This window comes from Pseudomonas sp. LB3P58 (genome assembly GCF_054897895.1).
The window spans coordinates 2,584,014-2,606,423 of record NZ_JBUBVE010000001.1; the positions used below are offsets into that span (position 1 = coordinate 2,584,014).

The 22,410-nt window shown below is 56.8% G+C and carries 26 protein-coding genes and 1 pseudogene; 12 read left to right on the forward strand and 15 right to left on the reverse strand.

The features are described from left to right. Positions 1-65 precede the first annotated feature (65 nt). Together ACYZTZ_RS12165 and ACYZTZ_RS12170 are read left to right on the forward strand one after the other, a co-directional pair. Entirely contained in the window at positions 66-896 is an 831-nt protein-coding gene (locus ACYZTZ_RS12165; protein WP_461998364.1) for an undecaprenyl-diphosphate phosphatase, read from the forward strand. After that, positions 893-1,321, forward strand: a complete 429-nt coding sequence (locus ACYZTZ_RS12170) for a DUF1294 domain-containing protein (RefSeq protein WP_461998365.1) — start codon at positions 893-895, stop codon at positions 1,319-1,321. Before ACYZTZ_RS12165 ends, ACYZTZ_RS12170 begins: the two co-directional genes overlap by 4 nt. Here ACYZTZ_RS12170 and ACYZTZ_RS12175 read toward each other — a convergent pair. Together ACYZTZ_RS12175 and ACYZTZ_RS12180 are read right to left on the reverse strand one after the other, a co-directional pair. After that, positions 1,318-1,677: an MmcQ/YjbR family DNA-binding protein gene (locus ACYZTZ_RS12175; RefSeq protein ID WP_008149946.1), complete on the reverse strand. Its 360-nt coding sequence runs from the start codon at positions 1,675-1,677 to the stop codon at positions 1,318-1,320. The two genes, ACYZTZ_RS12170 and ACYZTZ_RS12175, sit on opposite strands and share 4 nt — an antisense overlap. Next, on the reverse strand, positions 1,674-2,582 hold the full coding sequence (locus ACYZTZ_RS12180) for a LysR substrate-binding domain-containing protein (protein WP_046047151.1): 909 nt from the start codon (positions 2,580-2,582) through the stop codon (positions 1,674-1,676). Before ACYZTZ_RS12180 ends, ACYZTZ_RS12175 begins: the two co-directional genes overlap by 4 nt. A gap of 129 nt (positions 2,583-2,711) precedes the next feature. Between ACYZTZ_RS12180 and ACYZTZ_RS12185 the strand changes: the two genes are divergently transcribed. Beyond that, positions 2,712-3,323 (forward strand): FMN-dependent NADH-azoreductase, encoded by a 612-nt coding sequence (locus tag ACYZTZ_RS12185; RefSeq protein ID WP_056740026.1) that lies wholly within the window; start codon positions 2,712-2,714, stop codon positions 3,321-3,323. Between the two features lie 179 nt (positions 3,324-3,502). Further along, positions 3,503-4,540, forward strand: coding sequence for an alpha/beta hydrolase family protein (locus ACYZTZ_RS12190; protein ID WP_461998366.1), 1,038 nt, complete (start codon positions 3,503-3,505; stop codon positions 4,538-4,540). A gap of 103 nt (positions 4,541-4,643) precedes the next feature. Here the strand turns inward: ACYZTZ_RS12190 and ACYZTZ_RS12195 are convergent, their stop codons facing one another. Together ACYZTZ_RS12195 and ACYZTZ_RS12200 are read right to left on the reverse strand one after the other, a co-directional pair. Further along, the gene (locus ACYZTZ_RS12195; RefSeq protein WP_461998367.1) at positions 4,644-5,831 is read right to left on the reverse strand and encodes an MFS transporter; all 1,188 of its coding nucleotides are present in this window, start codon (positions 5,829-5,831) and stop codon (positions 4,644-4,646) included. A 247-nt stretch (positions 5,832-6,078) separates the two neighbouring features. Next, positions 6,079-7,668, reverse strand: a complete 1,590-nt coding sequence (locus ACYZTZ_RS12200; protein WP_008149954.1) for an ABC-F family ATPase — start codon at positions 7,666-7,668, stop codon at positions 6,079-6,081. Between the two features lie 498 nt (positions 7,669-8,166). Between ACYZTZ_RS12200 and lpxO the strand changes: the two genes are divergently transcribed. Then, complete coding sequence (lpxO, locus tag ACYZTZ_RS12205) at positions 8,167-9,066, forward strand: lipid A hydroxylase LpxO (RefSeq protein ID WP_461998368.1); 900 nt, start codon at positions 8,167-8,169, stop codon at positions 9,064-9,066. 119 nt (positions 9,067-9,185) lie between these two features. Here the strand turns inward: lpxO and ku are convergent, their stop codons facing one another. Beyond that, entirely contained in the window at positions 9,186-10,046 is an 861-nt protein-coding gene (ku, locus tag ACYZTZ_RS12210; protein WP_461998369.1) for a non-homologous end joining protein Ku, read from the reverse strand. A 203-nt stretch (positions 10,047-10,249) separates the two neighbouring features. Between ku and ACYZTZ_RS12215 the strand changes: the two genes are divergently transcribed. Both ACYZTZ_RS12215 and ACYZTZ_RS12220 read left to right on the forward strand, forming a co-directional pair. Then, positions 10,250-10,606 carry a hypothetical protein gene (locus ACYZTZ_RS12215; protein ID WP_461998370.1) on the forward strand — a complete coding sequence of 119 codons (357 nt, stop codon included), beginning with the start codon at positions 10,250-10,252 and terminating at the stop codon, positions 10,604-10,606. A 51-nt stretch (positions 10,607-10,657) separates the two neighbouring features. Next, positions 10,658-11,809, forward strand: coding sequence for a PQQ-dependent sugar dehydrogenase (locus tag ACYZTZ_RS12220; protein WP_461998371.1), 1,152 nt, complete (start codon positions 10,658-10,660; stop codon positions 11,807-11,809). A gap of 52 nt (positions 11,810-11,861) precedes the next feature. On the opposite strand, the gene rimI is transcribed toward ACYZTZ_RS12220, so the two are convergent. After that, positions 11,862-12,959 carry a ribosomal protein S18-alanine N-acetyltransferase gene (gene rimI, locus ACYZTZ_RS12225; RefSeq protein ID WP_461998372.1) on the reverse strand — a complete coding sequence of 366 codons (1,098 nt, stop codon included), beginning with the start codon at positions 12,957-12,959 and terminating at the stop codon, positions 11,862-11,864. A 92-nt stretch (positions 12,960-13,051) separates the two neighbouring features. On the opposite strand from rimI, the gene ACYZTZ_RS12230 reads away from it, so the two are divergent. Next, a complete protein-coding gene (locus tag ACYZTZ_RS12230; RefSeq protein ID WP_461998373.1) occupies positions 13,052-14,626 on the forward strand; it encodes a RimK family protein in 1,575 nt (524 codons plus the stop codon). A 7-nt stretch (positions 14,627-14,633) separates the two neighbouring features. After that, complete coding sequence (locus tag ACYZTZ_RS12235; RefSeq protein ID WP_461998374.1) at positions 14,634-15,557, forward strand: magnesium transporter CorA family protein; 924 nt, start codon at positions 14,634-14,636, stop codon at positions 15,555-15,557. Positions 15,558-15,702: 145 nt separating this feature from the next. Here ACYZTZ_RS12235 and ACYZTZ_RS12240 read toward each other — a convergent pair whose 3' ends face one another. Continuing rightward, positions 15,703-16,038: a DUF2834 domain-containing protein gene (locus ACYZTZ_RS12240; protein ID WP_461998375.1), complete on the reverse strand. Its 336-nt coding sequence runs from the start codon at positions 16,036-16,038 to the stop codon at positions 15,703-15,705. A 248-nt stretch (positions 16,039-16,286) separates the two neighbouring features. Here ACYZTZ_RS12240 and ilvA point away from each other — a divergent pair. After that, positions 16,287-17,282: pseudogene (ilvA, locus tag ACYZTZ_RS12245) on the forward strand (threonine ammonia-lyase, biosynthetic); the annotation flags it as partial. A 24-nt stretch (positions 17,283-17,306) separates the two neighbouring features. Here ilvA and ACYZTZ_RS12250 read toward each other — a convergent pair. Further along, complete coding sequence (locus ACYZTZ_RS12250; protein ID WP_033055038.1) at positions 17,307-17,612, reverse strand: NIPSNAP family protein; 306 nt, start codon at positions 17,610-17,612, stop codon at positions 17,307-17,309. Positions 17,613-17,641: 29 nt separating this feature from the next. After that, complete coding sequence (gene eco / locus ACYZTZ_RS12255) at positions 17,642-18,124, reverse strand: serine protease inhibitor ecotin (RefSeq protein ID WP_461998376.1); 483 nt, start codon at positions 18,122-18,124, stop codon at positions 17,642-17,644. A 305-nt stretch (positions 18,125-18,429) separates the two neighbouring features. Between eco and ACYZTZ_RS12260 the strand changes: the two genes are divergently transcribed. Further along, positions 18,430-18,699 (forward strand): DUF1652 domain-containing protein, encoded by a 270-nt coding sequence (locus ACYZTZ_RS12260; RefSeq protein WP_056740112.1) that lies wholly within the window; start codon positions 18,430-18,432, stop codon positions 18,697-18,699. Here the strand turns inward: ACYZTZ_RS12260 and ACYZTZ_RS12265 are convergent. Continuing rightward, a complete protein-coding gene (locus tag ACYZTZ_RS12265) occupies positions 18,696-19,091 on the reverse strand; it encodes a hypothetical protein (protein ID WP_461998377.1) in 396 nt (131 codons plus the stop codon). The genes ACYZTZ_RS12260 and ACYZTZ_RS12265 overlap by 4 nt on opposite strands. 92 nt (positions 19,092-19,183) lie before the next feature. Next, entirely contained in the window at positions 19,184-19,453 is a 270-nt protein-coding gene (locus tag ACYZTZ_RS12270) for a DUF2790 domain-containing protein (protein ID WP_056740042.1), read from the reverse strand. A 509-nt stretch (positions 19,454-19,962) separates the two neighbouring features. Here ACYZTZ_RS12270 and ACYZTZ_RS12275 point away from each other — a divergent pair. Further along, positions 19,963-20,259, forward strand: a complete 297-nt coding sequence (locus tag ACYZTZ_RS12275) for a hypothetical protein (protein ID WP_056740044.1) — start codon at positions 19,963-19,965, stop codon at positions 20,257-20,259. 119 nt (positions 20,260-20,378) lie between these two features. Here the strand turns inward: ACYZTZ_RS12275 and ACYZTZ_RS12280 are convergent, their stop codons facing one another. The 4 genes from ACYZTZ_RS12280 to ACYZTZ_RS12295 form a co-directional block, all read right to left on the reverse strand. Next, the gene (locus tag ACYZTZ_RS12280) at positions 20,379-20,732 is read right to left on the reverse strand and encodes a hypothetical protein (protein WP_461998378.1); all 354 of its coding nucleotides are present in this window, start codon (positions 20,730-20,732) and stop codon (positions 20,379-20,381) included. Positions 20,733-20,975: 243 nt separating this feature from the next. Next, entirely contained in the window at positions 20,976-21,353 is a 378-nt protein-coding gene (locus ACYZTZ_RS12285) for a hypothetical protein (protein WP_461998379.1), read from the reverse strand. A 2-nt stretch (positions 21,354-21,355) separates the two neighbouring features. Then, a complete protein-coding gene (locus ACYZTZ_RS12290) occupies positions 21,356-21,898 on the reverse strand; it encodes a sel1 repeat family protein (RefSeq protein WP_461998380.1) in 543 nt (180 codons plus the stop codon). Continuing rightward, positions 21,899-22,324 (reverse strand): SEL1-like repeat protein, encoded by a 426-nt coding sequence (locus tag ACYZTZ_RS12295; RefSeq protein ID WP_461998381.1) that lies wholly within the window; start codon positions 22,322-22,324, stop codon positions 21,899-21,901. Between the last annotated feature and the right edge of the window lie 86 nt (positions 22,325-22,410).

Here is a 22,410-nt window from a genome sequence, read left to right on the forward strand (position 1 = left end):
CGCAATCAACGTTCTGAAAAAATATTTACGAGGCATGCCGTGACGCATCGCTTCTTGGGGGATTGATGGATCTTTGGACGGCCTTACAGGCATTGATTTTGGGCGTTGTGGAAGGGCTGACGGAGTTTTTGCCGATTTCCAGCACCGGACACCAAATCATTGTGGCGGATTTGCTCAACTTCGGTGGCGAGCGAGCCATCGCTTTCAACATTATTATTCAGCTGGGGGCGATTCTGGCGGTGGTGTGGGAGTTCCGCCGCAAGATCATCGATGTGGTGACCGGTTTGCCAACGCAGCCCGGCGCTCGCCGCTTTACCGCAAACCTGCTGATTGCCTTCATGCCGGCCGTGGTACTGGGGGTAATTTTTTCCGATTTGATCCACAAATACCTGTTCAATCCGATCACCGTCGCGACGGCGTTGGTTGTGGGCGGGATCGTCATGTTGTGGGCCGAAAAGCGTCAGCATGAAGTGCATGCCGACACCGTTGATGAGATCACCTGGAAAGATGCCCTGAAAGTCGGCTTCGCCCAGTGCCTGGCGATGATTCCCGGTACTTCGCGTTCCGGCTCGACGATCATTGGTGGCTTGTTGTTCGGGCTGTCGCGCAAGACCGCTACCGAGTTCTCGTTCTTTCTGGCGATGCCGACCATGGTCGCTGCGGCCGTTTACTCGGGCTACAAATACCGCAGCCTGTTCGTCCCGTCGGACTTTCCGGTGTTCGCGATCGGCTTCGTGACCGCGTTCATCTTTGCAATGATTGCCGTCAGGGGCTTGCTCAAGTTCATCGCCAGCCACAGCTACGCCGCGTTCGCCTGGTACCGTATCGTATTCGGCCTGGTCATCCTGGCCACCTGGCAGTTTGGCTGGGTTGACTGGGCCGCGGTCAAGCCATGAATGACGCCAGCGCGCGCAACAACCCCGGACGCAAACCCGCTGGAGAGGTCCGCAATCTTCAGCTGAAACTGTTGGTGTTTGCGGTGCTGTGCGCGCTGCCGCTGTTTGGCTCGATGTCGTTGTGGCTGCGTGGGGTTTCGGTGATTCCCCTGGCGGCGTACGGGGTCGTCAGCCTGCTGGCGTTCTTGCTGTACTGGAGCGACAAACGCAAGGCGCGCGCCGACCATTGGCGCACACCCGAGAACGTGCTGCATGCGGTGGAACTCGCCGGCGGCTGGCCGGGCGCCTTACTGGCCCAGCAGGTGTTTCGGCACAAGACGCGCAAGATCTCGTATCAGTTGGTGTTCTGGATCATCGTGCTGATGCATCAGGTGTTCTGGATCGACCAGCTGTTTCTCGGGGCCCATCTGTTCGCGCTGCTTTAAAGCAGCAGTCCGACCTGAGTGCGCTTGGGCAACTTGCTCACCACCAATTGATGGGAACGCTGCAACAAGCCTTGCAGCTCTTCAGGGCCCAACGGGTAGGGCGTTTCCATGATGATCCACTGAGCCCGCGCCAGATACGGCGCCGGGCGGATTCCCGGGCGGTCGCAATGACCGAGAAACAAGTCCTTGTCGACCTTGAAGGCCAGGGATTCGCCCCGCAGGTTCTGCAAGGCAAACATCTTGTTCCCTGCAATCGAAAACACCCGTACGCCACCCCACTTGTAGTCTTCCCGCGCACCCGGCAGCGCGAGACAGAATTGCGCGACATCCTCTTCGCTCATACGTCCAGCCTTCATATCAGTCGGTCCCCACAAGCATTGAATGATTCGATCAAATGGTCGAGCCAGGCGCGTACGGCCGGCATCACCCCGCGTCGATGAGGGTAGACCGCTTGCAGCCAGCCGCCAGGCAACGACCAGTCGGGCAACAACTGCACCAGCGAGCCGTTTTCCAGTTCCTGCTCGCAATACATCATCGGCAGCATGGTAAAACCCTGGCCGGCGAGAGTGCAGGCCTTGCGCACGATAAAGTCATCGATGCCCAATCGCGCTTCGAGGGTGAGATCGCAGCTTTTGCCCTGTTGGTCGAGCAGGCGGATATGCACCAGGCGGTCGGCTTCCAGGGCGCCGAGCACGGGCAGGTTTTTCAGGTCTTCGGGGTGGTTGATTTCACGCCCGTGCAAAAAACCGGGGCTGGCGACCATCGCCATCTGCGCCTGGCGCAAACGTCGGGTGACCAGCAGCGGATCCTCATCCCCCAACTCACGCACCCGTAGCGCCACATCGACGCCCTCGGTCACCAGGTCGACGCGGCGGTTGAGCAACATGACCTCCAGTTGAACCTGAGGATACTTCTCAAGGAAGTCGCTGATCACTGTCGGCAGAATTTCGTGGGCCAACCCGACGGGGCAGGACACCCGCAAACGCCCGCGAGGTTCGCTGGACATGCTGGCGACGGCTTCATCGGCCATTTCAGCTTCCAGCAGCATCGCCTGACAGTGCCGCAGGTAACGTTCGCCCACGGCGGTCAGCTTGAGTTGTCGGGTGGTGCGTTGCAGCAAGCGCGCGCCGAGGCGCTCTTCCAGCTCGGCGATGCGCCGCGACAATCGCGACTTGGGAATTCCGAGCAAACGCCCGGCCGCCGCGAAGCCACCGGCTTCAACCACTTTGGCGAAGTAGTAGAGATCATTGAGGTCTTGCATGGTGTGAGCTCGATTGTTCTATCAGTAGGACGAACTATCGCATTGTTGCCGTCTAATCAGCTATTGGTTTCGCCTGTAGGATTCTCCCCATCAGATCGCCTCATAGCGATCCTCACCTGGAGATCCCACATGAAACTGCTGCATATCGATTCGAGCATTCTTGGTGACAACTCGGCTTCCCGTCAGCTGAGCAGCGAAGTCGTTAAAGCCTGGCAAACCGCAGAGCCGACTGCCGTAGTGACCTACCGCGACCTGGCCGCCGATGCCATCAGCCATTTCTCCGCCACGACCCTGGTTGCCGCCGGCACCACCGCTGAGCTGCGTAACGCCGCCCAGCAACACGAAGCCGAGCTGAGCGCCACCACCCTGGCCGAATTCCTCGCCGCCGATGCCGTGGTGATTGCAGCTCCGATGTACAACTTCACCATCCCGACCCAACTCAAGGCCTGGATCGACCGCATCGCTGTTGCCGGTCAGACCTTCCGTTACACCGAAGCCGGCCCTGAAGGCCTGTGCGGTGGCAAGAAAGTCGTGATCGTATCGACTTCCGGCGGTCTGCATGCGGGTCAGGCCACAGGTGTGGCTCACGAAGAGTACTTGAAGGTGCTGTTCGGCTTCATCGGTATCACTGACCTCGAGTTCGTCCGTGCCCATGGCCTTGCCTACGGTGACGAAGTCCGCACCAAAGCCATGAGCGACGCTCACACGCAAATCAGCGAGCAGTTGTTCGCCGCTGCGTAAGGCTTCTGTAAAGAAAATCAAACAGCTCGGGCAATACCCAAAAAACTCTGTATTCTGATCACGCAAGTGCCAGATACGGAGTTTTTTGTTTCTGGCTGTTTCGGAATTTCATTGAATAGTGGCCCGAGTTATGCTTTCGAGGATTAACGTCCCCGGTCAGTAGCCAGGTGGAGCCTCCCATGGTGCGTCTTTGTGCAACCTTACTGATTTGCCTGCTCAGCAGCCTGAACTCAGTGCACGCCGCGCCTGCGCCGCATCCTCACTGGAGCGTCGGTTTCCATGAGATGAGCTTTCTCGACCCTCTGGACTTGCAACCGATGCGCGCCATCGCCTTCTATCCCTCCAGCGACAAGGAACACTCCAGCATCCTCGAGGGCTACACGGTCGAAGCGGGCGAAGACACCCGAGTCGCCATCGGTCGTTTCCCGATGCTGATGCTGTCCCACGGCAACACCGGAACCCCGCTGGCTTTAAACGATCTCGCCACGTCGCTGGCACGCAAAGGGTTTGTGGTGGTGGCGGTGATCCATCCCGGTGACAACTCCAAAGACCACAGCCGCCTTGGTACTTTGAGTAACCTTTACGGTCGGCCCATCCAGATTTCCGAAGCCATTACCGCGACGCTGGGTGATCGAATGCTCGCGCCCTTCGTCAATGCCGATCAGGTGGGTGTGATCGGTTATTCGGCGGGCGGGGAGACGGCGCTGATTCTGTCCGGCGCGACACCCGACCTGGACCGTCTGCGCCGCTATTGTCAGGAGCGCCCGGACGACCGCGATGCCTGCAACACCCAAGGCGAATTGATTGCTGACCGCGATGACTTGCAACCGGTGGCTGACCCACGGGTTCGCGCCTTGCTGCTCATGGCGCCGCTGAGCCTGAAGTTTGGCCGCCATACCCTGGCCGACGTGCATGTGCCGGTGCTGCTCTACAGCGGCGACGGCGACAAACTGGTGGCGTTCGACAAGAATGCCGCGGCCCTGGCGCGCAAACTGCCGATCGCACCGGACTTCAAGTTGCTGGCGGGGGCAGGGCACTTTGTGTTCCTGGCGCCTTGCAATGAAGAGCAGATCCTCGCCATGCCGGCGCTGTGTACCGATGCCGATGGTGTCGACCGCAAAGACATCCATCGCAACATGATTTCCGAAGCGGGTCGTTTCTTCTCTCATGCGCTTGGCAAACCGACCCGGGCCGGAATGCAGACGGCGGATCAGTAATGTGGGAGCGGGCTTGCTCGCGAAGGCGGTGTATCAGTCAGTATTAATGTCAACTGACCCACCGCCTTCGCGAGCAAGCCCGCTCCCACAGTGGATTGCAGTGTCAGTCCATGGCGCGGCGTTTCAGTAACAGGGTCAAACCGAGTCCTGCCACCGACAACAACGCCGCGCTGAAGAAAATCCACGTGTACCCCAGGTTCAGCGCCACCGCACCCATCAACGGCCCGGCAATCGCCAGCGCCAGATCGAAAAACACCGCGTAAGCACTCAATCCCGCCCCGCGACTGGAATTGGGCACTTGCTTGATCGCTTCGACTCCCAGCGCCGGATACACCAGTGACAGACCGAACCCGGTCAGGCCTGCGCCGATCAGCGCATAACCGGTCGAAGGCGCGAGCCACAGCAACACCAGGCCCACCGTTTCAATGCACATACAGGCAATGGCCGAGGTGAACCCACCGAAACGGCTGATGCTGGAGATGAACAACAGTCGCGCCAGGATGAAACACACGCCGAACACCGTCAGGCAATAAGCCGCGCCGGCCCAGCCACGGCTGACGTAATACAGGGTAATAAAGGTGGTTAACGTGCCATAACCGATGGAGGCGAGGCTCAGGCTCGCGCCGAACGGCGCAATGCGCCCGAACACCGCCCAGAACGGCAGGCGCTCGCCGCGAATCACCGGCACCGAGGGTTTGTTTCGGATCAGCAACAACGCCGCCAGCGCCAGCACCGACAGCGCGACCCCAAGACTGGCGAACCCCAGCTCGCCGACCATCACCACGCCCAGCGGCGCACCAATAGCGATGGCGCCGTAGGAGGCGATGCCGTTCCAGGAGATCGATCGCGCGGTATGTTCAGCGCCCACCTGACCCATGCACCAACTGATGGTGCCGACCCCGATCAATCCCTGGGCAATCCCCAGCAACAAGCGGCCGGCGATCAGGATCAACAGACTCAGCAACGGAAGACTTTGCAGCAGCGTTGAAATCAACGTCAGCACGCCGCTCAACACAATCCCCGATAACCCGTAAACAATCGCCCGCTTGGTGCCGATGGTGTCCGACAGGCGCCCGGCCATCGGGCGGCTGAGCAGGGTGGCCAGGTACTGCGATCCGATGGTCAGCCCCGCGATGATCGCGCTGAAACCCAGTTGCTCATGGACATAGCCCGGCAACACCGCAATTGGCAGGCCGATGCAGAGGAACGCAATAAAGGTATAGAAAACGATGGAGACGATCTGCAGGGTGATCGCCATGGAGCTTTGTGGGGGCAGTTGCTGCACAGACATGAGGGCTCGTTCGCGGGCGGCGGTGGGAGAACTGCATCATGGCGCGGGCGCAAAATAAAAGAAAGCAGGCTAACTATATTCGTAGGGTTTGAGGGCCTCTTCGCGAGCAGGCTCGCTCCCACAGTTGGAACGCATTTCCCTGTGGGAGCGAGCCTGCTCGCGAAGGTTTCTGAACCAAAGTATCCCTTGACCCTTGAATGCAAAAAGCCCCGTCACATGGACAGGGCTTTTCAGTTTCAGCAGCTATTTAGAACACAACGCCCTGGCTTCGCAGGTAATCGTCATAGGTGCCGCTAAAGTCGATCACGCCGCTAGGGCTCAGCTCGATAATGCGGGTCGCCAGGGACGATACGAACTCACGGTCGTGGCTGACGAAGATCAGCGTGCCCGGGTAGTTCTCCAGCGCCAGGTTCAGCGCCTCGATGGATTCCATGTCCAAGTGGTTGGTCGGTTCGTCCATGATCAGCACGTTCGGCTTTTGCAGGATCAGCTTGCCGAACAGCATGCGACCTTGCTCACCACCGGAGATGACCTTGACCGACTTGAGGATCTCATCGTTGGAGAACAGCATGCGGCCGAGGGTGCCGCGAACGATTTGCTCGCCGCCCTGGGTCCATTGGCCCATCCAGTCGAACAGGTTGCAGTCGTCTTCGAAGTCGTGCGCGTGGTCCTGGGCGTAGTAGCCCAGTTCCGCGGCGTCGGTCCACTTCACAGTACCGGCATCCGGGGTCAGTTCGTTGACCAGGGTGCGCAGCAGGGTGGTTTTACCGATACCGTTCGGGCCGATGATCGCCACGCGCTCGCCGGCTTCAACCTGGAAGCTGAAGTCCTTGAACAGTGTCTTGCCGTCGAAGCCTTTGGCCATGCGCTCGACGATGACCGCTTGGCGGTGCAGCTTCTTGGTTTGTTCGAAACGGATGAACGGGCTCACGCGGCTCGAAGGCTTGACCTCGGCCAGCTGGATCTTGTCGATCGCCTTGGCGCGGGACGTGGCCTGCTTGGCTTTCGAGGCGTTGGCCGAGAAGCGGCTGACGAACGATTGCAGCTCGGAAATCTGCGCCTTCTTCTTGGCGTTGTCCGACAGCAGCTGCTCGCGGGACTGGGTCGCCACGGTCATGTACTCGTCGTAGTTGCCCGGGAACAGGCGCAACTCGCCGTAATCCAGGTCAGCCATGTGGGTGCACACGCTGTTCAGGAAGTGACGGTCGTGAGAGATGATGATCATCAGGCTGGAGCGCTGGGTCAGGATGTTTTCCAGCCAGCGGATGGTGTTGATGTCCAGGTGGTTGGTCGGTTCGTCGAGCAACAGCACTTCAGGATCGGAGAACAGCGCCTGAGCCAGCAATACGCGCAGTTTCCAGCCAGGGGACACTTCGCTCATCGGGCCGAAGTGCTGCTCGATGCCGATACCCAGGCCCAGCAGCAATTCGCCAGCACGGGATTCGGCGGTGTAGCCGTCCATTTCGGCGAATTCGGTTTCCAGTTCTGCAACGGCCATGCCGTCTTCTTCGGTCATTTCCGGCAGCGAGTAGATGCGGTCGCGTTCGGCCTTGACCTTCCACAGCTCTTCGTGACCCATGATCACGGTATCGATCACGGTGAATTCTTCGTAGGCGAACTGGTCCTGGCGCAATTTACCCAGACGCACGTTCGGCTCGAGCATGACCTGGCCGCCGGACGGCTCGAGGTCGTCGCCGAGGATTTTCATGAAAGTCGACTTGCCGCAACCGTTGGCGCCGATCAGGCCGTAGCGGTTGCCCGCGGCGAATTTGACCGAAACGTTTTCGAATAGCGGCTTGGCGCCGAACTGCATCGTGATGTTAGCTGTAGAGATCAAAGGTTTTTCCTGCGAAGCATTCAGAGTAGCTAGGGTTGCGGCAGTACCGATTCAGTACCCGTTTCCGTTATTCGAACCACAGGAAATGCATCCCGGTCAGAAGCGGAAGGTCCATCTGGCAATAAGTGGACAGCAGCATATGGAGCGCTTGGCCCGAGTCGAAGTGCGCTGAGACGGGGTTCATTCCCGTCATCAACCAAGGGGGGCGCGTAATGTTTGGCGGCGATTGTACTGGTCTGGCTCTTTAAACGATAGGGCGTTAAGGCCGCACGGCCACTTTGGCAGCATCAGTGGACAGATTTTCACCGTTGAAGGTTAACTATTGGTTACAAACTGTGGCTAAAATGCCATCTATCAACCTGATGCCGACAGTCGGCATGGGCTCAAGGACGTGCCATCGGGACCGTTGTTTCGTATTCAGACACTGCACAAGACCCTTGGGCCGATTGGCCGGCAAGGGACGCAGTTTGTTCATTTCTGACGTGTGACGATTTTTTCGTGAAATTAATCATTGCCGCTATTTACGTTGTATCCATTGCGTACGTTCACTTGCGCGGACGTGTGCGCCACAAGCTGGGCCGCCAACTGAGCGACCACTCGACGTTTCTGGCGCCGATCAACTGCTTCCTTTATCTGTTCTCGAAAATCCCCAACAAGCCTTATCTCAACCCGGCCGACTTTCCTGATTTGAGTCCGTTGCAGGACCATTGGGAAGAAATTCGCGCCGAGGGCCAGAACCTGCTCAGGGCCGGGGAGATCAAGCGCTCAAATCAATACGACGACGTCGGCTTCAACTCGTTCTTCAAGACGGGCTGGAAACGTTTCTACCTGAAGTGGTACGGCGACAGCCATCCTTCGGCCATGAAACTCTGCCCGCGCACCACCGAACTGGTGCAAAGCATCGGCTCGATCAAGGCCGCGATGTTCGCCGAGCTGCCACCGGGTTCGAAACTGGTCCGTCACCGCGATCCGTATGCCGGTTCCTACCGCTATCACCTGGGCCTGGAAACACCGAACGATGCCGGTTGCTACATCAACGTCGATGGCGAGAACTACCACTGGCGCGACGGTGAAGCGGTCATGTTTGATGAGACCTTCATTCATTACGCCGAAAACACTACCGAGCAGAACCGCATCATTCTGTTCTGCGACGTTGAGCGGCCGATGAAGTATCGCTGGGCGGCGGCGTTCAATGGCTGGTTCAGCCGGAATGTGATGTCGGCGGCGGGCGCACCGAACGATGCGGGTGACAAGACCGGCGGCATCAACCGCTTGTTCGCCAGAATCTACAAGATTCGCCTTCGCGGCAAAGCGCTCAAGAAGCGCAACCGCAAGCTCTATTACCTCGAAAAGTGGGCGATTTTTGGTGGCTTGCTGGCGATTATCGTCTTGATCTAAAGATTGTGTCACGGCGTATGGCCCCTTCGCGAGCAAGCCCGCTTCCACATTAGATCGCGGTCAACTGTGGGAGCGGGCTTGCTCGCGAAGAGGCCATAACATTCACCGCAAACTTTCAATCAGCCACGAGAAGTCTTCGTGGCTTTTTTGTGTGCGGCGGGTTTCGCGGCCGGCTTCGTTTTGCCTGTGCTCTTGCCGCCGAGGCTGCGTTTAAGCAGCTCGGTCAGATCGATAATATCTGCGGTTTTGCGTTCCTCTTCGCCAGTCGCTGTTTCGACATCTTCGATCTTGCCTTCATTAGCCTTCTTCTCAACCAACGCCATGATCTTGTCTTCAAAACTGTCGCGATAATCCTCGGGTTTCCAGTCTGCGCTCATGTCCTGAACCAGTCGTTTGGCCATATCGAGTTCACCTTTGGCCAGTTCGGGCTTGGTGACTTCACTGCCTAGCTCAAGCGTATCCAGACTTCGCACTTCGGCGGGCCAGCGCAGCATCACCAATACCATCGCCGATTCCAGCGGCATCAGCGCGGCGAGGTGCTGACGCGTGTGCAGCACCACATGGGCCAGGGCGACTTTATTGGTCTTGCTTAACGTTTCGCGCAACAGCGCATAGACCTTGCCACCGCGCTTATCCGGCGCGAGGTAGTAGGGCGTATCGATGTTTTGCAGGGGGATCTGCTCGCTGTCGACAAAGGAAAAGATGTCGATGGTCTGAGTGGACAGCGGGTGCGCCGACTTGATTTCCTCTTCGCTGAGGACCACATACCGACCCTTTTCATACTGCACACCTTTGACGATGTGTTCCTTGGTCACTTCCTTGCCGGTGACCTTGTTGATTCGCTTGTAGCCCACCGGGTCCATGCTGCGGCTGTCGAGCCAGTCGAAATCCACCCCATGCGAGGATGTCGCCGAGACCAGCGCCACAGGGATATGCACCAGCCCGAAACTGATCGCGCCTTTCCAGATTGCCCGTGCCATGGTCGTCTTCTCGCGAGTGATGTTCAGGTGACCGGTGACGCTGTGCAAAAGTTTCAGTGGGCTGCGACCCGGTCCTGCGGGCGTATCGGCGGCCGGGTCAATTCGTGTTACATCTTGTGAAGGAGGTTTTAGTTAACAAACTCGAACCCCGGGCGTAGCGTGATATCGAAGTTCCTATCCACTCTGATGTCGAGAGGCTCCCCATGAACAGATTTGTGCTCGGCTGCACCGCGTTGGCGTTGAGTGCCTGGCTGAGCAATCTGGCCCAGGCTGACACCGCATCGCCACCTTCTTCACTGCTGTTGGCCCAGAGCCCGACAGGCAACGCCAGCAATCCTTACAACAGCCCGATTCGCCGGGCCAATCCCAACAGCATGCAAGGCACGCAACCCAGCGCGCCGGCCATCCGTGGCCCAAACACAGTGCCCGTGCCGCGGCCACCGACGCTTGACAATGGAGGCATCGGCAACCGCTATCCCCAAGGTCGGCCGCCTCCCGCCACCCCACCGACATTCATTCCCAATCCACCTCATCGAGACGCAGACACCAGCAACCGTTGAACGGCACGACAGCGTTCTTGCCAGCCATTCGAACGACAAAAGGAATCGTGCATGTTGCGTAAAACCCTTCTGGCCACACTGTGTGCCAGTGCACTGATCACCGTCACGGCGCCCGCTTTCGCGGCGCCGACCCAGAATCTGAAAAGCGAACAGGGCACCCTAGAGGTGACGACAATGACCAAGGGGCTCGAACATCCCTGGGCCTTGGCGTTTCTTCCCGATCGCCAAGGGATGCTGGTGACCGAACGGCCCGGCAACCTGCGGGTGATCAGCGCCGACGGTAAACTTTCCGCTCCGCTCAGTGGTGTGCCAAAGGTCTGGGCCAAGGGGCAGGGCGGCTTGCTGGATGTGGTGTTGTCGCCCGACTTCAAGCAAGACCGCACGGTCTATCTGTCGTATGCCGAAGGCGGTGGTGAGGGCGACAAGGCCGGGACGGTGGTTGGTCGCGGACGTCTGTCTGACGACCTGACAGCCCTCAAGGATTTCAAAGTGATTTTCCGCCAGGAACCCAAGCTTTCAGTCGGTAACCACTTTGGTTCGCGCCTGGTGTTCGACCGCGACGGCTATCTGTTCATCACCCTTGGCGAGAACAACGACCGGCCGACCGCCCAAGACCTCGACAAGCTGCAAGGCAAGGTCGTGCGGATCTACCCGGACGGCAAGGTGCCGGATGACAACCCCTTTGTCGGTCAGGCCGGCGTACGCCCGGAAATCTGGTCCTACGGTCATCGCAATCCGCAAGGCGCGGCGCTCAATCCCTGGACCGGCACCCTCTGGGAAAACGAGCACGGTCCCCAGGGGGGCGATGAAATCAACATTATCGAGCGTGGCAAGAACTACGGCTGGCCGATGGCAACCCACGGCATCAACTATTCCGGCCAGCCGATTCCGGAAGCCAAGGGCAAGACCGCCGAAGGCACCGTCGCCCCGCACCACGTCTGGGAAAAGTCCCCCGGTCTCAGCGGCATGGCTTTCTACGACGCTGACCGCTTCAAGGCCTGGCAGCACAACGTGTTTATCGGCGCGTTAGTGAGCCAGGAGTTGATCCGCTTGCAGTTCGATGGCGACAAGGTCGTTCACGAAGAGCGATTGCTGGGCGAACTCAACAAGCGCATTCGCGATGTGAGGCAGGGGCCGGATGGGTACTTATATGTGCTGACCGATGAAGACGATGGAGCCCTGTACAAGATTGGACTGAAGTAACCGACACCTGTGTAGCAGCTGCCGAAGGCTGCTGCTACAGGGATTGTGAAACTCATGATCGGGCGTACAGGACCACTGCCGCCCGCAACTTGCCTCGCCCAAAGCTGCACATTTTTTCGAACTCCCCATGGCTGACCGGCAGATGCTGGCAGTCCATGGGTTGGCGATGCTGGCTGTGATCGACATCCGGGTCATGCAGGTAGACGAACTCTTCATCGCAATCGGTGACGATCACCCAATGCGGCGATTTGGAACGGGTCAGTCGATAGCTGCTGATGAGCACCAGCGGTTGTCCGCCACCGTCTAGTAAACCCGGAAGATCCAGCGGCCCTCCGATCACCTGTTCGACGTCAGTGGTGTGTAGCTGCGTGGTGAACTCTTCGTGCACTAACCGCATTACCTCTTTTTTATGCGCATCGCGTACGCCATCGAGAAACAGTGGCCCAGTCATGCTCAGTTGCAGTCGCACCCGAAACCCTCGTCGCGATGCCGCCAGCGCCAGGCCTTGAGGGCTGCAGCCACCATGGCCGGAGGTCATGAACACGGTGGTTGCCTCCCGCCAGATCTGCAGTTCTTCGCGACGCTCCAGCACGCGACCCGCTTGCAGCGCGCCCATGGCCATCAGCAGACAGGCCGGGCCGCAGGTGAAATCGGTGGTCTGCGGATACCAGGGCACCTTGATGTTGCGCGAGTCACGGTGCTGGAGGATGCGCTTCTCTAGCCGCAGCGCATCGGCATGGTCTTGGTAATAGTCGTGAATCAGGGCAAAGCGTCGGTAACCGTTGCGCTCATACAGGGCAATTGCCGTCGGGTTGTCGATGCGTACTTCCAGCCGCAGGTAGGCGCAGTCGTGTTCAAGGGCGCAGGCCTCGATGCGCTGAAGCAATTGCCTGCCCAGGCCGCTGCCGCGTGCTTCGGAGGCGATCGCAATCGAGTAAAGGCGCGCCAGCGAAGTACCCCGGTGAAACAGCACCACGGCGTAACCGATGAGGTGCTCGCCACGCTGGGCCACCAGCAGGTGCCCGTGGGCCCGTGTGATCATCCATTGAAAACTGCGACGGTTAAGCCGATCCGTGGTGAAACAGTGTTGTTCGAGTTCCAGCAGTGCCGGTAAGTCTTCAACCAGCGCCAAGCGAAAAACCAGATTCATATGACCACCGTAAAAGTTGCGTAACGAAACGGGACTTTTTAAAAAGTTCGTGCTTAATAGGAAAGGTCTTGTTCTCCAACGGATCAATCACTATGTCAGCGGTACAGGGTCATTGGCGCGAAGTATCCGAGCAAACTTTGCCGGCAGCAACTTATTTAAGTGACGGTGTTAGAACTTCCAGCCAGTTGATTATCATCGTCGAACGCAAGGAAGACTGGGCCTCCTACTTCCCCAGTGAAGACATCGTGACGGCTCAGGAATACCTCGAAAAAAACCGTGACGACGAGCGGGGCAAGCGGGTCCAGGTGATCAACCTGTGCCGCAGCTATAAGTACCTGGGGCACGGTTACTACTGCTCGCTGCTGGCCGAAGCCCGTGGGCACAAGGTGATTCCGTCGGTGAGGACCATCAGCGAACTGACTCGAAAATCCTTGTACGGCCTGGCCCTGGATGATTTGGATAAAACCCTGGAAAAAGCCCTCAGTCATCATCTTTACAGCGATACCGAAGGCTTTACCCTGACACTGTATTTTGGCAAGACTCATATCGAGCCGTTGCAGGATCTGGCACGACAGTTGTTTGAAGTCTTTCCGTGTCCGATATTGCTAGTTGAGTTTCGACGAACTAACGGCTGGCACATCGAAGGCATAAAGTCCGGTGCCTTACATAAGTTGCGCGAAGATCAGGAAGACCAGTTCGCTCACTCCCTCGACAGTTTCAGTCGCAAGATCTGGCGCGTACCACGTTCCCGGCGTTTGGCCCGTTATGACCTGGCCATCCTGCACGATCCCCAGGAAGCGTTGCCGCCGTCGAATGCCAAGGCGCTGGATAACTTCGTCAGGGTTGGCAAGACGTTGGGCATAGACGTCGAGCTGATCGAGCGCAAGGACTACGCGCGTATCGCCGAATACGACGGGCTGCTGATCCGCGAGACGACCAGCGTCGACAACCACACCTACCGTTTTGCCAAGAAAGCCGAGAGCGAAGGGCTGGTGGTGATGGACGACCCGGCGTCGATCCTGCGTTGCACCAACAAGGTGTACCTGACCGATCTGCTCAAGAGCCATCAACTGGGCATGCCCGCCACCGAGATTCTCTATAAAGAGCGACCGGAAGATTTTGAGCGGGTCGGCGAGCGCCTCGGTTTCCCGTTGGTGTTGAAGATCCCCGACGGTTGTTTCTCTCGGGGCGTGATCAAGGTCGAAAGCCAGCAAGCCTTGCTCGAGGCCACGGCCGAGCTGTTTGAGCATTCGGTGCTGTTGCTGGCTCAGGAATTCTTCTACACCGAATACGACTGGCGCATCGGCGTGCTCAACCGCAAACCGATTTTTGCCTGCCAGTACTTCATGTCCAAGGGCCATTGGCAGATCTACAACCACAAGGCCAAGGGCCAGGACATCAATGGCGAATGCCGCACCTTGGCGGTTCACGAAGCACCGCGGGCGGTTGTGGAGCTGGCGGTGAAGACCGCGAACCTGATCGGCGATGGCCTCTACGGTGTCGACCTCAAGCAGTCCGGCGACAAAGTGGTGGTGATCGAGGTCAACGACAATCCCAACATGGACGCCGGCATCGAAGACGCTTACTTGCAGGACGATCTGTATTCACTGGTGCTGGAAGAGTTCGTCCGTCGCCTGGAACTCAAGCGCCGCGGCCAGGCCTGGTGAGCGGCGGATGATCAAGCGCTTTCAACTGATTCACGGCGCCCTGCAAGCGGTCGAACGGCTGGACGCCGACGTGATGTTGTTCAGCAATCCCGATGCGGCCGAACGGGATCTGCTGCACAGCCATTTCAAAGTTGATGAACACGCCCTGGCCTCGGCCTTGGACCCCGACGAGGTGTCACGCATCGAGTTTCACCCTGATAACCTGTTCCTGATCTGGAAACGCCCGGAAAACTATTCCGGTGCCGGCAGCCTGGCCTTCGAAGTGTCGTCGTGCGGTTTGCTGTTTTCCGAGCATCGTTTGCTGGTGATCGCCACCGACGACTCGCCGCTCAGTGGCCTCGGCCTGCGCCAGCCTCTGAACACGCCGCTGGATGTGTTGCTCGACCTGTTGTTCAACAACATCCATCACTATTTGGGCCACTTGAAGGTGATCAAGATGGTTGCCCGGGAGTTGCAGCAGAAATTCAATGCGTCAATGCAGAACCAGCACCTGATCCAGATGTTCAACCTCAGCGAAAGCCTGATCTATTACATCAATGCGATTCACAGCAACGGCGCAGTCCTGACCCGGTTGCGCAATCACGCGGCAAAGGAACAATTCAGCGCCGAAGCCATTGGCCTGATCGACGACCTGATCATCGAAAACAACCAGTGCTACAAACAGGCGGAAATCTACTCCACGGTGTTCTCCGGGCTGATCGACGCCCGGGGCAACCTGATGAACAACAGCATGAACAACCTGCTGCGCAAACTGACGTTGATCAATGTGGTTTTTCTGCCGCTGAACCTGATTGCAAGTATCGGCGGCATGTCCGAGTTCAGCATGATGACGGCGGGCGTGCCGTGGTGGGTTTCGTATCCGCTGTTTCTGACCGCGATGATAATGGGGGCGGGAGTGATGGTGCTCGGGCTCAGGCGGTTGGCGAAATAACTTCGATGGCTGTGAGACTGCCATCGCGAGCAGGCTCGCTCCCACTTTAGATCTTCTGTGAACACATCATTTGTGAATGCCAGAGATCCAATGTGGGAGCGAGCCTGCTCGCGAAGGCAACCTCAACAGCACAACAACTCCTGGATCAGACCTCTTGAGGTGCTTCAGCGGACTTTTTCTGATCCTGAGCCCCCCGAACCACCAGATACAACAATGGCCCGATGGAGACGAAAATAGCGGTGATCAAAAGGTAGGGAACCACCGACCACCCCGACTGCCCACGCTTGCGCGCATCCGTGTACATCCATATGCCCGCGAGCGTCGCCAGCAGGTACAAATCAATCACCACCTGCGCCGTGTCGGGGCGCGACATCAGGCTGATGCCGAAGTCGATCAATGACTGTTCGGCCTGAAGCATCACCGAAACGGTGTAGCCGGCGAACGCAATCAGGGCAATGAGGGGCAGGGCGACAGACTTCATGGTTTCCTTCCTTGGGACGATGAGCAGAGTCGTCAGCCTACAGAGGCCGAGTAAAATTGGCCATTGACTTGCCATCAGCGTCCGGCTAATTTCCGGACATGACTTCCACTGTATTGCGCTGCCAGCCAAGCATTATTACCGCCATTCCTTATTTGGCGGGCTAGCTCACGACTGCAGCACCCAACCCGCCCTAGAGGCGGGTTTTTACTTTCTGCCTCCTGGGTTCCGATCAACGTCAGGAGACGACCATGAGCAGCACCACCGCCCAGCAGACCTTGCTTGAGCACTACGTGAAAAAGATCCTCGCCGCGCCGGTGTATGAGCTCGCGGTGCGTACGCCGCTGCAACCAGCACCAGCGTTGTCCGAGACGCTCGGCAATCAGATCCTGCTCAAACGCGAAGACCTGCAACCGACCTTCTCCTTCAAAATCCGCGGTGCCTACAACAAACTGGTGCAACTGAGCGATGAGCAAAAGGCACGCGGCGTGATCACCGCTTCGGCAGGTAATCATGCTCAAGGCGTGGCATTAGCAGCCCGTGAGCTGGGAATTGCGGCGACCATTGTCATGCCGTGCACGACGCCGGAACTGAAGGTGCTCGGTGTGCGCAGTCGGGGTGCCGATGCGGTGCTGCACGGTGAGAGTTTTCCGTTTGCCCTGGACTATGCGCTGAACCTGGCGCGGCAAACCGGTCGCACCTTTGTCTCGCCGTTCGACGACCCGGACGTGATCGCGGGGCAGGGCACCGTCGCCATGGAAATCCTGCGTCAGCATCAAGGTCCACTGGACGCGATCTTCGTCCCGGTGGGAGGTGGCGGCCTGATCGCCGGTATCGCGGCGTACGTCAAATACTTGCGACCTGAAGTCCGCATCATCGGCGTCGAGTCGGAGCATTCCGCCTGTTTACATGCGGCATTGCAGGCCGGCGAGCGAGTTGTCCTGCCGAACGTAGGCACTTTCGCCGACGGTGTCGCCGTCGCCCAGATTGGTGCTTACGGTTTCGAAGTCTGCCGGTTCTGTGTCGATGAGGTGTTGACGGTCAGCAACGACGAACTCTGCACCGCCATCAAGAATATCTACGACGATACCCGCTCGATCACCGAACCTTCGGGTGCCTTGGCCGTGGCCGGAATCAAAAAATACGTGGCGCAAACCGGTGCCCGTGATCAGACACTGGTAGCGATCGACTCGGGCGCGAATATCAATTTCGACAGTTTGCGCCATGTGGCCGAGCGCGCCGCATTGAGCGGCGCCCCGGCGTGAGCGGTATCAGGCCAGCAGCGGGCGCAGGAAGGTCCGCTCATAACTGACGATAAACTTCTTCTCGACCAGCGAAGCTACGAGCGCGGTGCTTTCGGCGTCAGTCATCGCGATATGCCGGTAGCTTTCGTAGTCCGCCAGCGAAGGAAAGCTGAACAGGCAGTAGGCGATATTGCTCGCGCCCTCGGAAGGCAGGAAGTACCCGTGGTGCGTACCGCCCAAACGCTCGACGATGCCGAGCCAGGCCTTGGCGTAGGCTTCGAATTCGCTCAGTTGATACGGATCGATCACATATTTGACGTGGCAGGTAATCAAAATGGCGCTCCTGTAACGGGATAGAACGGTTATTCCTGGATGGCTTTCTCGACCTTGCTCGACGCCGACCAGATCCGGTAGCGAACTTCGACGTCTTTGGGCACGTAGAGCACGATCGGCAGTTTGCTGTTGTAGCGCAGCATGAAACCGTCACCGACCACCGGCACAAAGTCCTTTTTACTTTTGCCGTCCGGGCAGGCCATCTGCGTGCTCATCGGGCCGATGACATTTTCCAGTCGGTAGAACGGGTAGCCCCAGCCTTCGAGGTTTTTCTCCTCGAGAATGCCGCCCAGGCGTTGGCGATTGCAGTCGACGGTCAGGGTTTTACCGGCGAGGATTTCGACCTGGTAGCCGTCTTCCTGAGTCTGTGGGGCAAGATGAATGACCTGGCGGGTGAAACCGCTCTCGGGTTTCGGGAACGGCGCAACCTCTTCGAGTTTCGCGGCGTGAGCGATGGTCGACAGTCCGGCAAAAATCAGCCCGACGGTAGTGATACAGGTCAAAGAACCCATGATGCCTCCTTGCGTGCGAGTGGGGTCAGCGGATACTGAATTGATTGGCCGCATTCTCACTGGCGTGGTCGGCCAATGCAAACGTGTCGCTGGATGTATGCAAATTGCAGGGGCACCACAACGCCTTTCTTGCAGATTGCATGGGCTATTTACGCGCGGTTTCGCTAAATCGTTGATTTACCGATGAGCTGCAGTGCGAAATCCAAGGCATGTTTTATGCTGTAGCTGGTCTTAAGCTGACCGGGGATTTCATTGCGTCAGTATCGATCGTTGCTTGGAAGTCTCACATAAAGGAGAGGGTCGTCATGTTTCTTTCTGCCTTGGAACTTCGCAATATCATTGAAAGCAGTTTTTTGCCGAAACGTTGTCAATGCACGCTGTCGCCGGACCTGTCGATGACCGTTAAGGTGTATTCCGATCGTCAAACCGATCATCTCGATCTAATGAAGACAGGAATAAATGCCAAACAGCTAAATGGTTGTCGAGAAATCAATGACCTGATCGCTGGACTGCGCTCTGACATGCAGCACCAAACCATTGCCCAGACCCTGCATCCAGACAGAAAAGCGCTTTAACCCACGGTTTCGAGTTCCATCGACACGCGCTTGGTCTGGAGAAACGCCAGGCCCAGCGCCAGTTCGACCACCACCGCCAGCAAAATGCCCGGACCGGCATGGCCATTGAGCCATTCGCCGAACCCCAGTGCTGCCAACCCCCAGCAGCCGACCATGAAGCCATTGCTCAGCGCATGGCGGGTGGTCGAAGGCGCCTCGTTTCGAACCAGATAAAACATCACGCCCAATGCCGCGAACAGCATTGCACTGCGCCGCGCGACAACGCCCACCGCCAACGAGTATTCGATGCTCCAGATTGACAGCAACCTGTCCGGCATCAAACCCCAGACCAAGGCCAGCAGAAAACACAGCGCGGCGGTAAAGGTCGACAAGGTACGAAACGATAACTGCATGGCGAATCCTTGCGGCAGTGGGGGGAGGCGCTAGAGCATAGCGCCAGAACCCCTCACCGGAATACCGCAAAGTGTTGAATCAGACCTTTCCGTCAGTTCTGATAACTGCAGGCGTCGGAAAGTTTACGGTAGGAGATTTCCGCAGGTTTGCCCGAGGTGCTATCGATGTACTTCATGTCGGCTGTGACCACTTTGCAGTCCAGCGTCGACGGTTCGGTCAAGGTAATGACCTTGCCCACGTGCAGCGGCATACCGTAGTGGTACGGCACCGCCTGAGAGTTCGAAGTGTCATTGGCCTGGGCCAGGCCGGCAAACGCGGTGCAGGCGAGGGCGGTGGTGATCAGCAAGGTGCGCATGTTCATGAACGATCTCCGATGCAGGCTTAAAGTCAGCTCGACGTTTAGGCGTCGAACCTGCCGCACTGGGCGTCAGAGAACTCTGAGGGCGTGCGGTCCAGTAAAGTTTTGGACCGCGGGGTTAAGCGATGGTTAACCCGACTGAATGCCGCCTGTCGTGAGGAGGTTTCTGACAGAGGTTTCATGTAGGTAAAAAAACTGAGGGAGGTTCGGCCCGTTCCTACACGGTCGGACTCTTTGTCGTCTTTCGCCGGCAAGCTGCCAGCGTTTACTGTTTGACCTCGCTGCAAAATCAGCGAACAGGTTTGGTCACCTGAGAACAGTGCACATATGTGTGCCATGATTCGCCTTACGGACATCTATGTCCTTATGGCGCATTGCTGTGGCGGCTGTGTGCAGGACGCCTTCGGGCGAGCTGAGTTACTGTTCTCGGTTGACCAAGCCTGTATACAGTCCGCCTCCCATCGTTTGGTCACGGTGCTGGCGGTTACTTCAAAACAGACGAGTAACTTACTATGCCAACGCTAAATCCATTCCCCGATCGCTATCGCTCAATCAAAAGCAGCGTTACCGAGACAAGCCCAATGGTCATCGACACCGAGGCCAATCCCCAAGACATTCTCGAAGCCGCTTTACAGCGTGTCCGAGCCGCCAGCCAGTTACTTGAAACGCTCCATTGCCAATGCTTCAAGAACGGTGATGTTCAAGATATTCCGCACATTACTCACGCGCTTTATCTGCTGACGCAAGATGGGTGCGATTTGCTGCTGGTTGCGCAGCAGCAGATGATGGGGTGGAAGGCGCCGGTCTGACGCTATGCGGTAAAAAAGTGGAAGCAGTAAGACTTTAGGAAGAATCAATTCTTTCTATTTTGCTGCTTCCTACTTTTGTGGATTGGTAGCCATGCTGGTCAGGCGACATCCAATTGGCCTTAGAGATTCAGCTTGTCAGGAAAGAATGACAGGGGGGCTTGAGTCGCCTTCCATTCTTTCGTAAACTCTTTAGCTTCTACTATCTGTTCAGATGTCATTTTTTCGGCAATTTTTTGGAGTTTACTTTCGGCCATCTCCCGCAAACCACCGCCGCCATCTAGCTCCCCCAGCAAATATATAAGTGCATATCCTTTAATAATGTCGAATGGGAAGCCGTACAGGTCCGGTTCGTGGGCAAGGTCTGATCCATAACCATAGACAGTGGATGCATAGCCTGCAAAAGCCGCTTGTTCATTCCAATACCGATAACCTTCAATGTCTCCTTTCTCAAACAAAATTGCTCCATATTCCATCATCGATCTTGGATTGCCACCTTCGGCCGATGCTTTAAACCATTTCTCAACCTCTTCTCCTCGCTTTCAAGGTAAGAAAAAGCCTTTTCCTTGTTTATAGATTACGCCCATCCAATATTGAGAAAGTGCATGGCCCGCTATAGCTGACTTTTCAAGCCATGATTCGTCCAAGGTCAATTCGTACATAATATACATGGCCTCCGCGTCACCCTGGATCGCTTTCGGCAATGCTATTTTTTCAGCTTAATTTAACCACTCGACTGGCATTTTTTGATTAGGAGGGCAGTTGTCTGAAAGTGTGCAAAGATCCTTCACTATGCGCCCAAGTTGAATCATTGCGTATAGATCACCTTGGGCAGCGGACGCCTCGTACCACTTCCGAGCTTCAGGATTAATATAGTGATTTTTCCTCCTGAGCGATTCTCCCAGATAATACTGCGCTTCATGATCGCCGGCTTCCGCGGCAATGGTCAGGAAGGGGGTAGCAGTAACAGCTTTGTATTGATTGTAGAGAATTATTCCCCGCGCTTTTGCTGATCGTTGCTCCGAGGAAAGTTCGGCGGATGCTGGATTTGCAAACGCAATAATCAACAGTGCGGTAAATAGAGTTTTCTTAATCACCGTTAATGGCTCAACTTTTCCGGAAAAAACGACAGGGGTGGATGAGTTGCTTTCCAGTTTTTTGCAAATTCGTTAGCTTCTGAAATTTGTTCCGGTGTCATTTTTTCGGCAATTTCCGGAAGAGTTTCATTTACGTAAACCTGTACATCTCCGCCACCGTCAAGTTCAGATAGTAGCGAGGTCAACGCATAACCTTTAACCCTATCTAATGGGAAGTCATAAAGCGATGGCGAATGGGCTGAATATGCGCCGTAACTGCTGACGCCTGACTTGTACCCTTTTTTAGCTGCTTCGATAATCCAATGGCGAGCGACTGTTAAATCACCTTGATCTTCATAAATAAACGCAGCGTATTCCATCATTGCAGGGGGGTATCCTCCTTCTGCAGATAGTTTCAGCCAATTTCCAACCGCCTCATGCCGCTTCCACGGCAAGAAGAAACCGTCTCCTTGCCTAGTTCCAATTGCCATCCAGTATTGAGCTAATGCATATCCAGAATTTGCAGATTTCTTAAGCCATTCATCCTTAAGCGTTAGTTCATACATTTAGTACATCGATTCGGGATCACCACTTTCAGCAACAGGTTTCGTCAAATCTAGCGCGCCTTTCAACCATTGCGCCGGTGTTTTTGTGCTTTCAGGGCAGTTGCCCATGTTGATACATAGATTATCACCACTTCTTCCGAGCTGTATCATCGCATAAACGTTATTTTGGTTTGCTGATTCCTCGTACCACTTTTGAGCTTCGGTGGTCATAAACCGCTTTTCTTTGCGCAGTTCTTCGGCTAAATAAAATTGTGCTTCTGCATCTCCGGCTTCTGCTGCAATATGCAACTCAAGTTGCGCATTTTTATATTGGTTGAATAGCAAGATTCCTCGCGATTTGGCAGCTTGCTGATCCGGATTGAGGTGTGCGTTTGCGTTACCTGATAAAGCTAAAGTGAATAACGCACCGATAATGAATTTTTTCATTTTACATCGCAGAGATAGGCGATCTGGCCTCCACTCAAGGACGAGACTTAGCACACTGAAACTCCTATGGGTGGAAGGTATAGGGC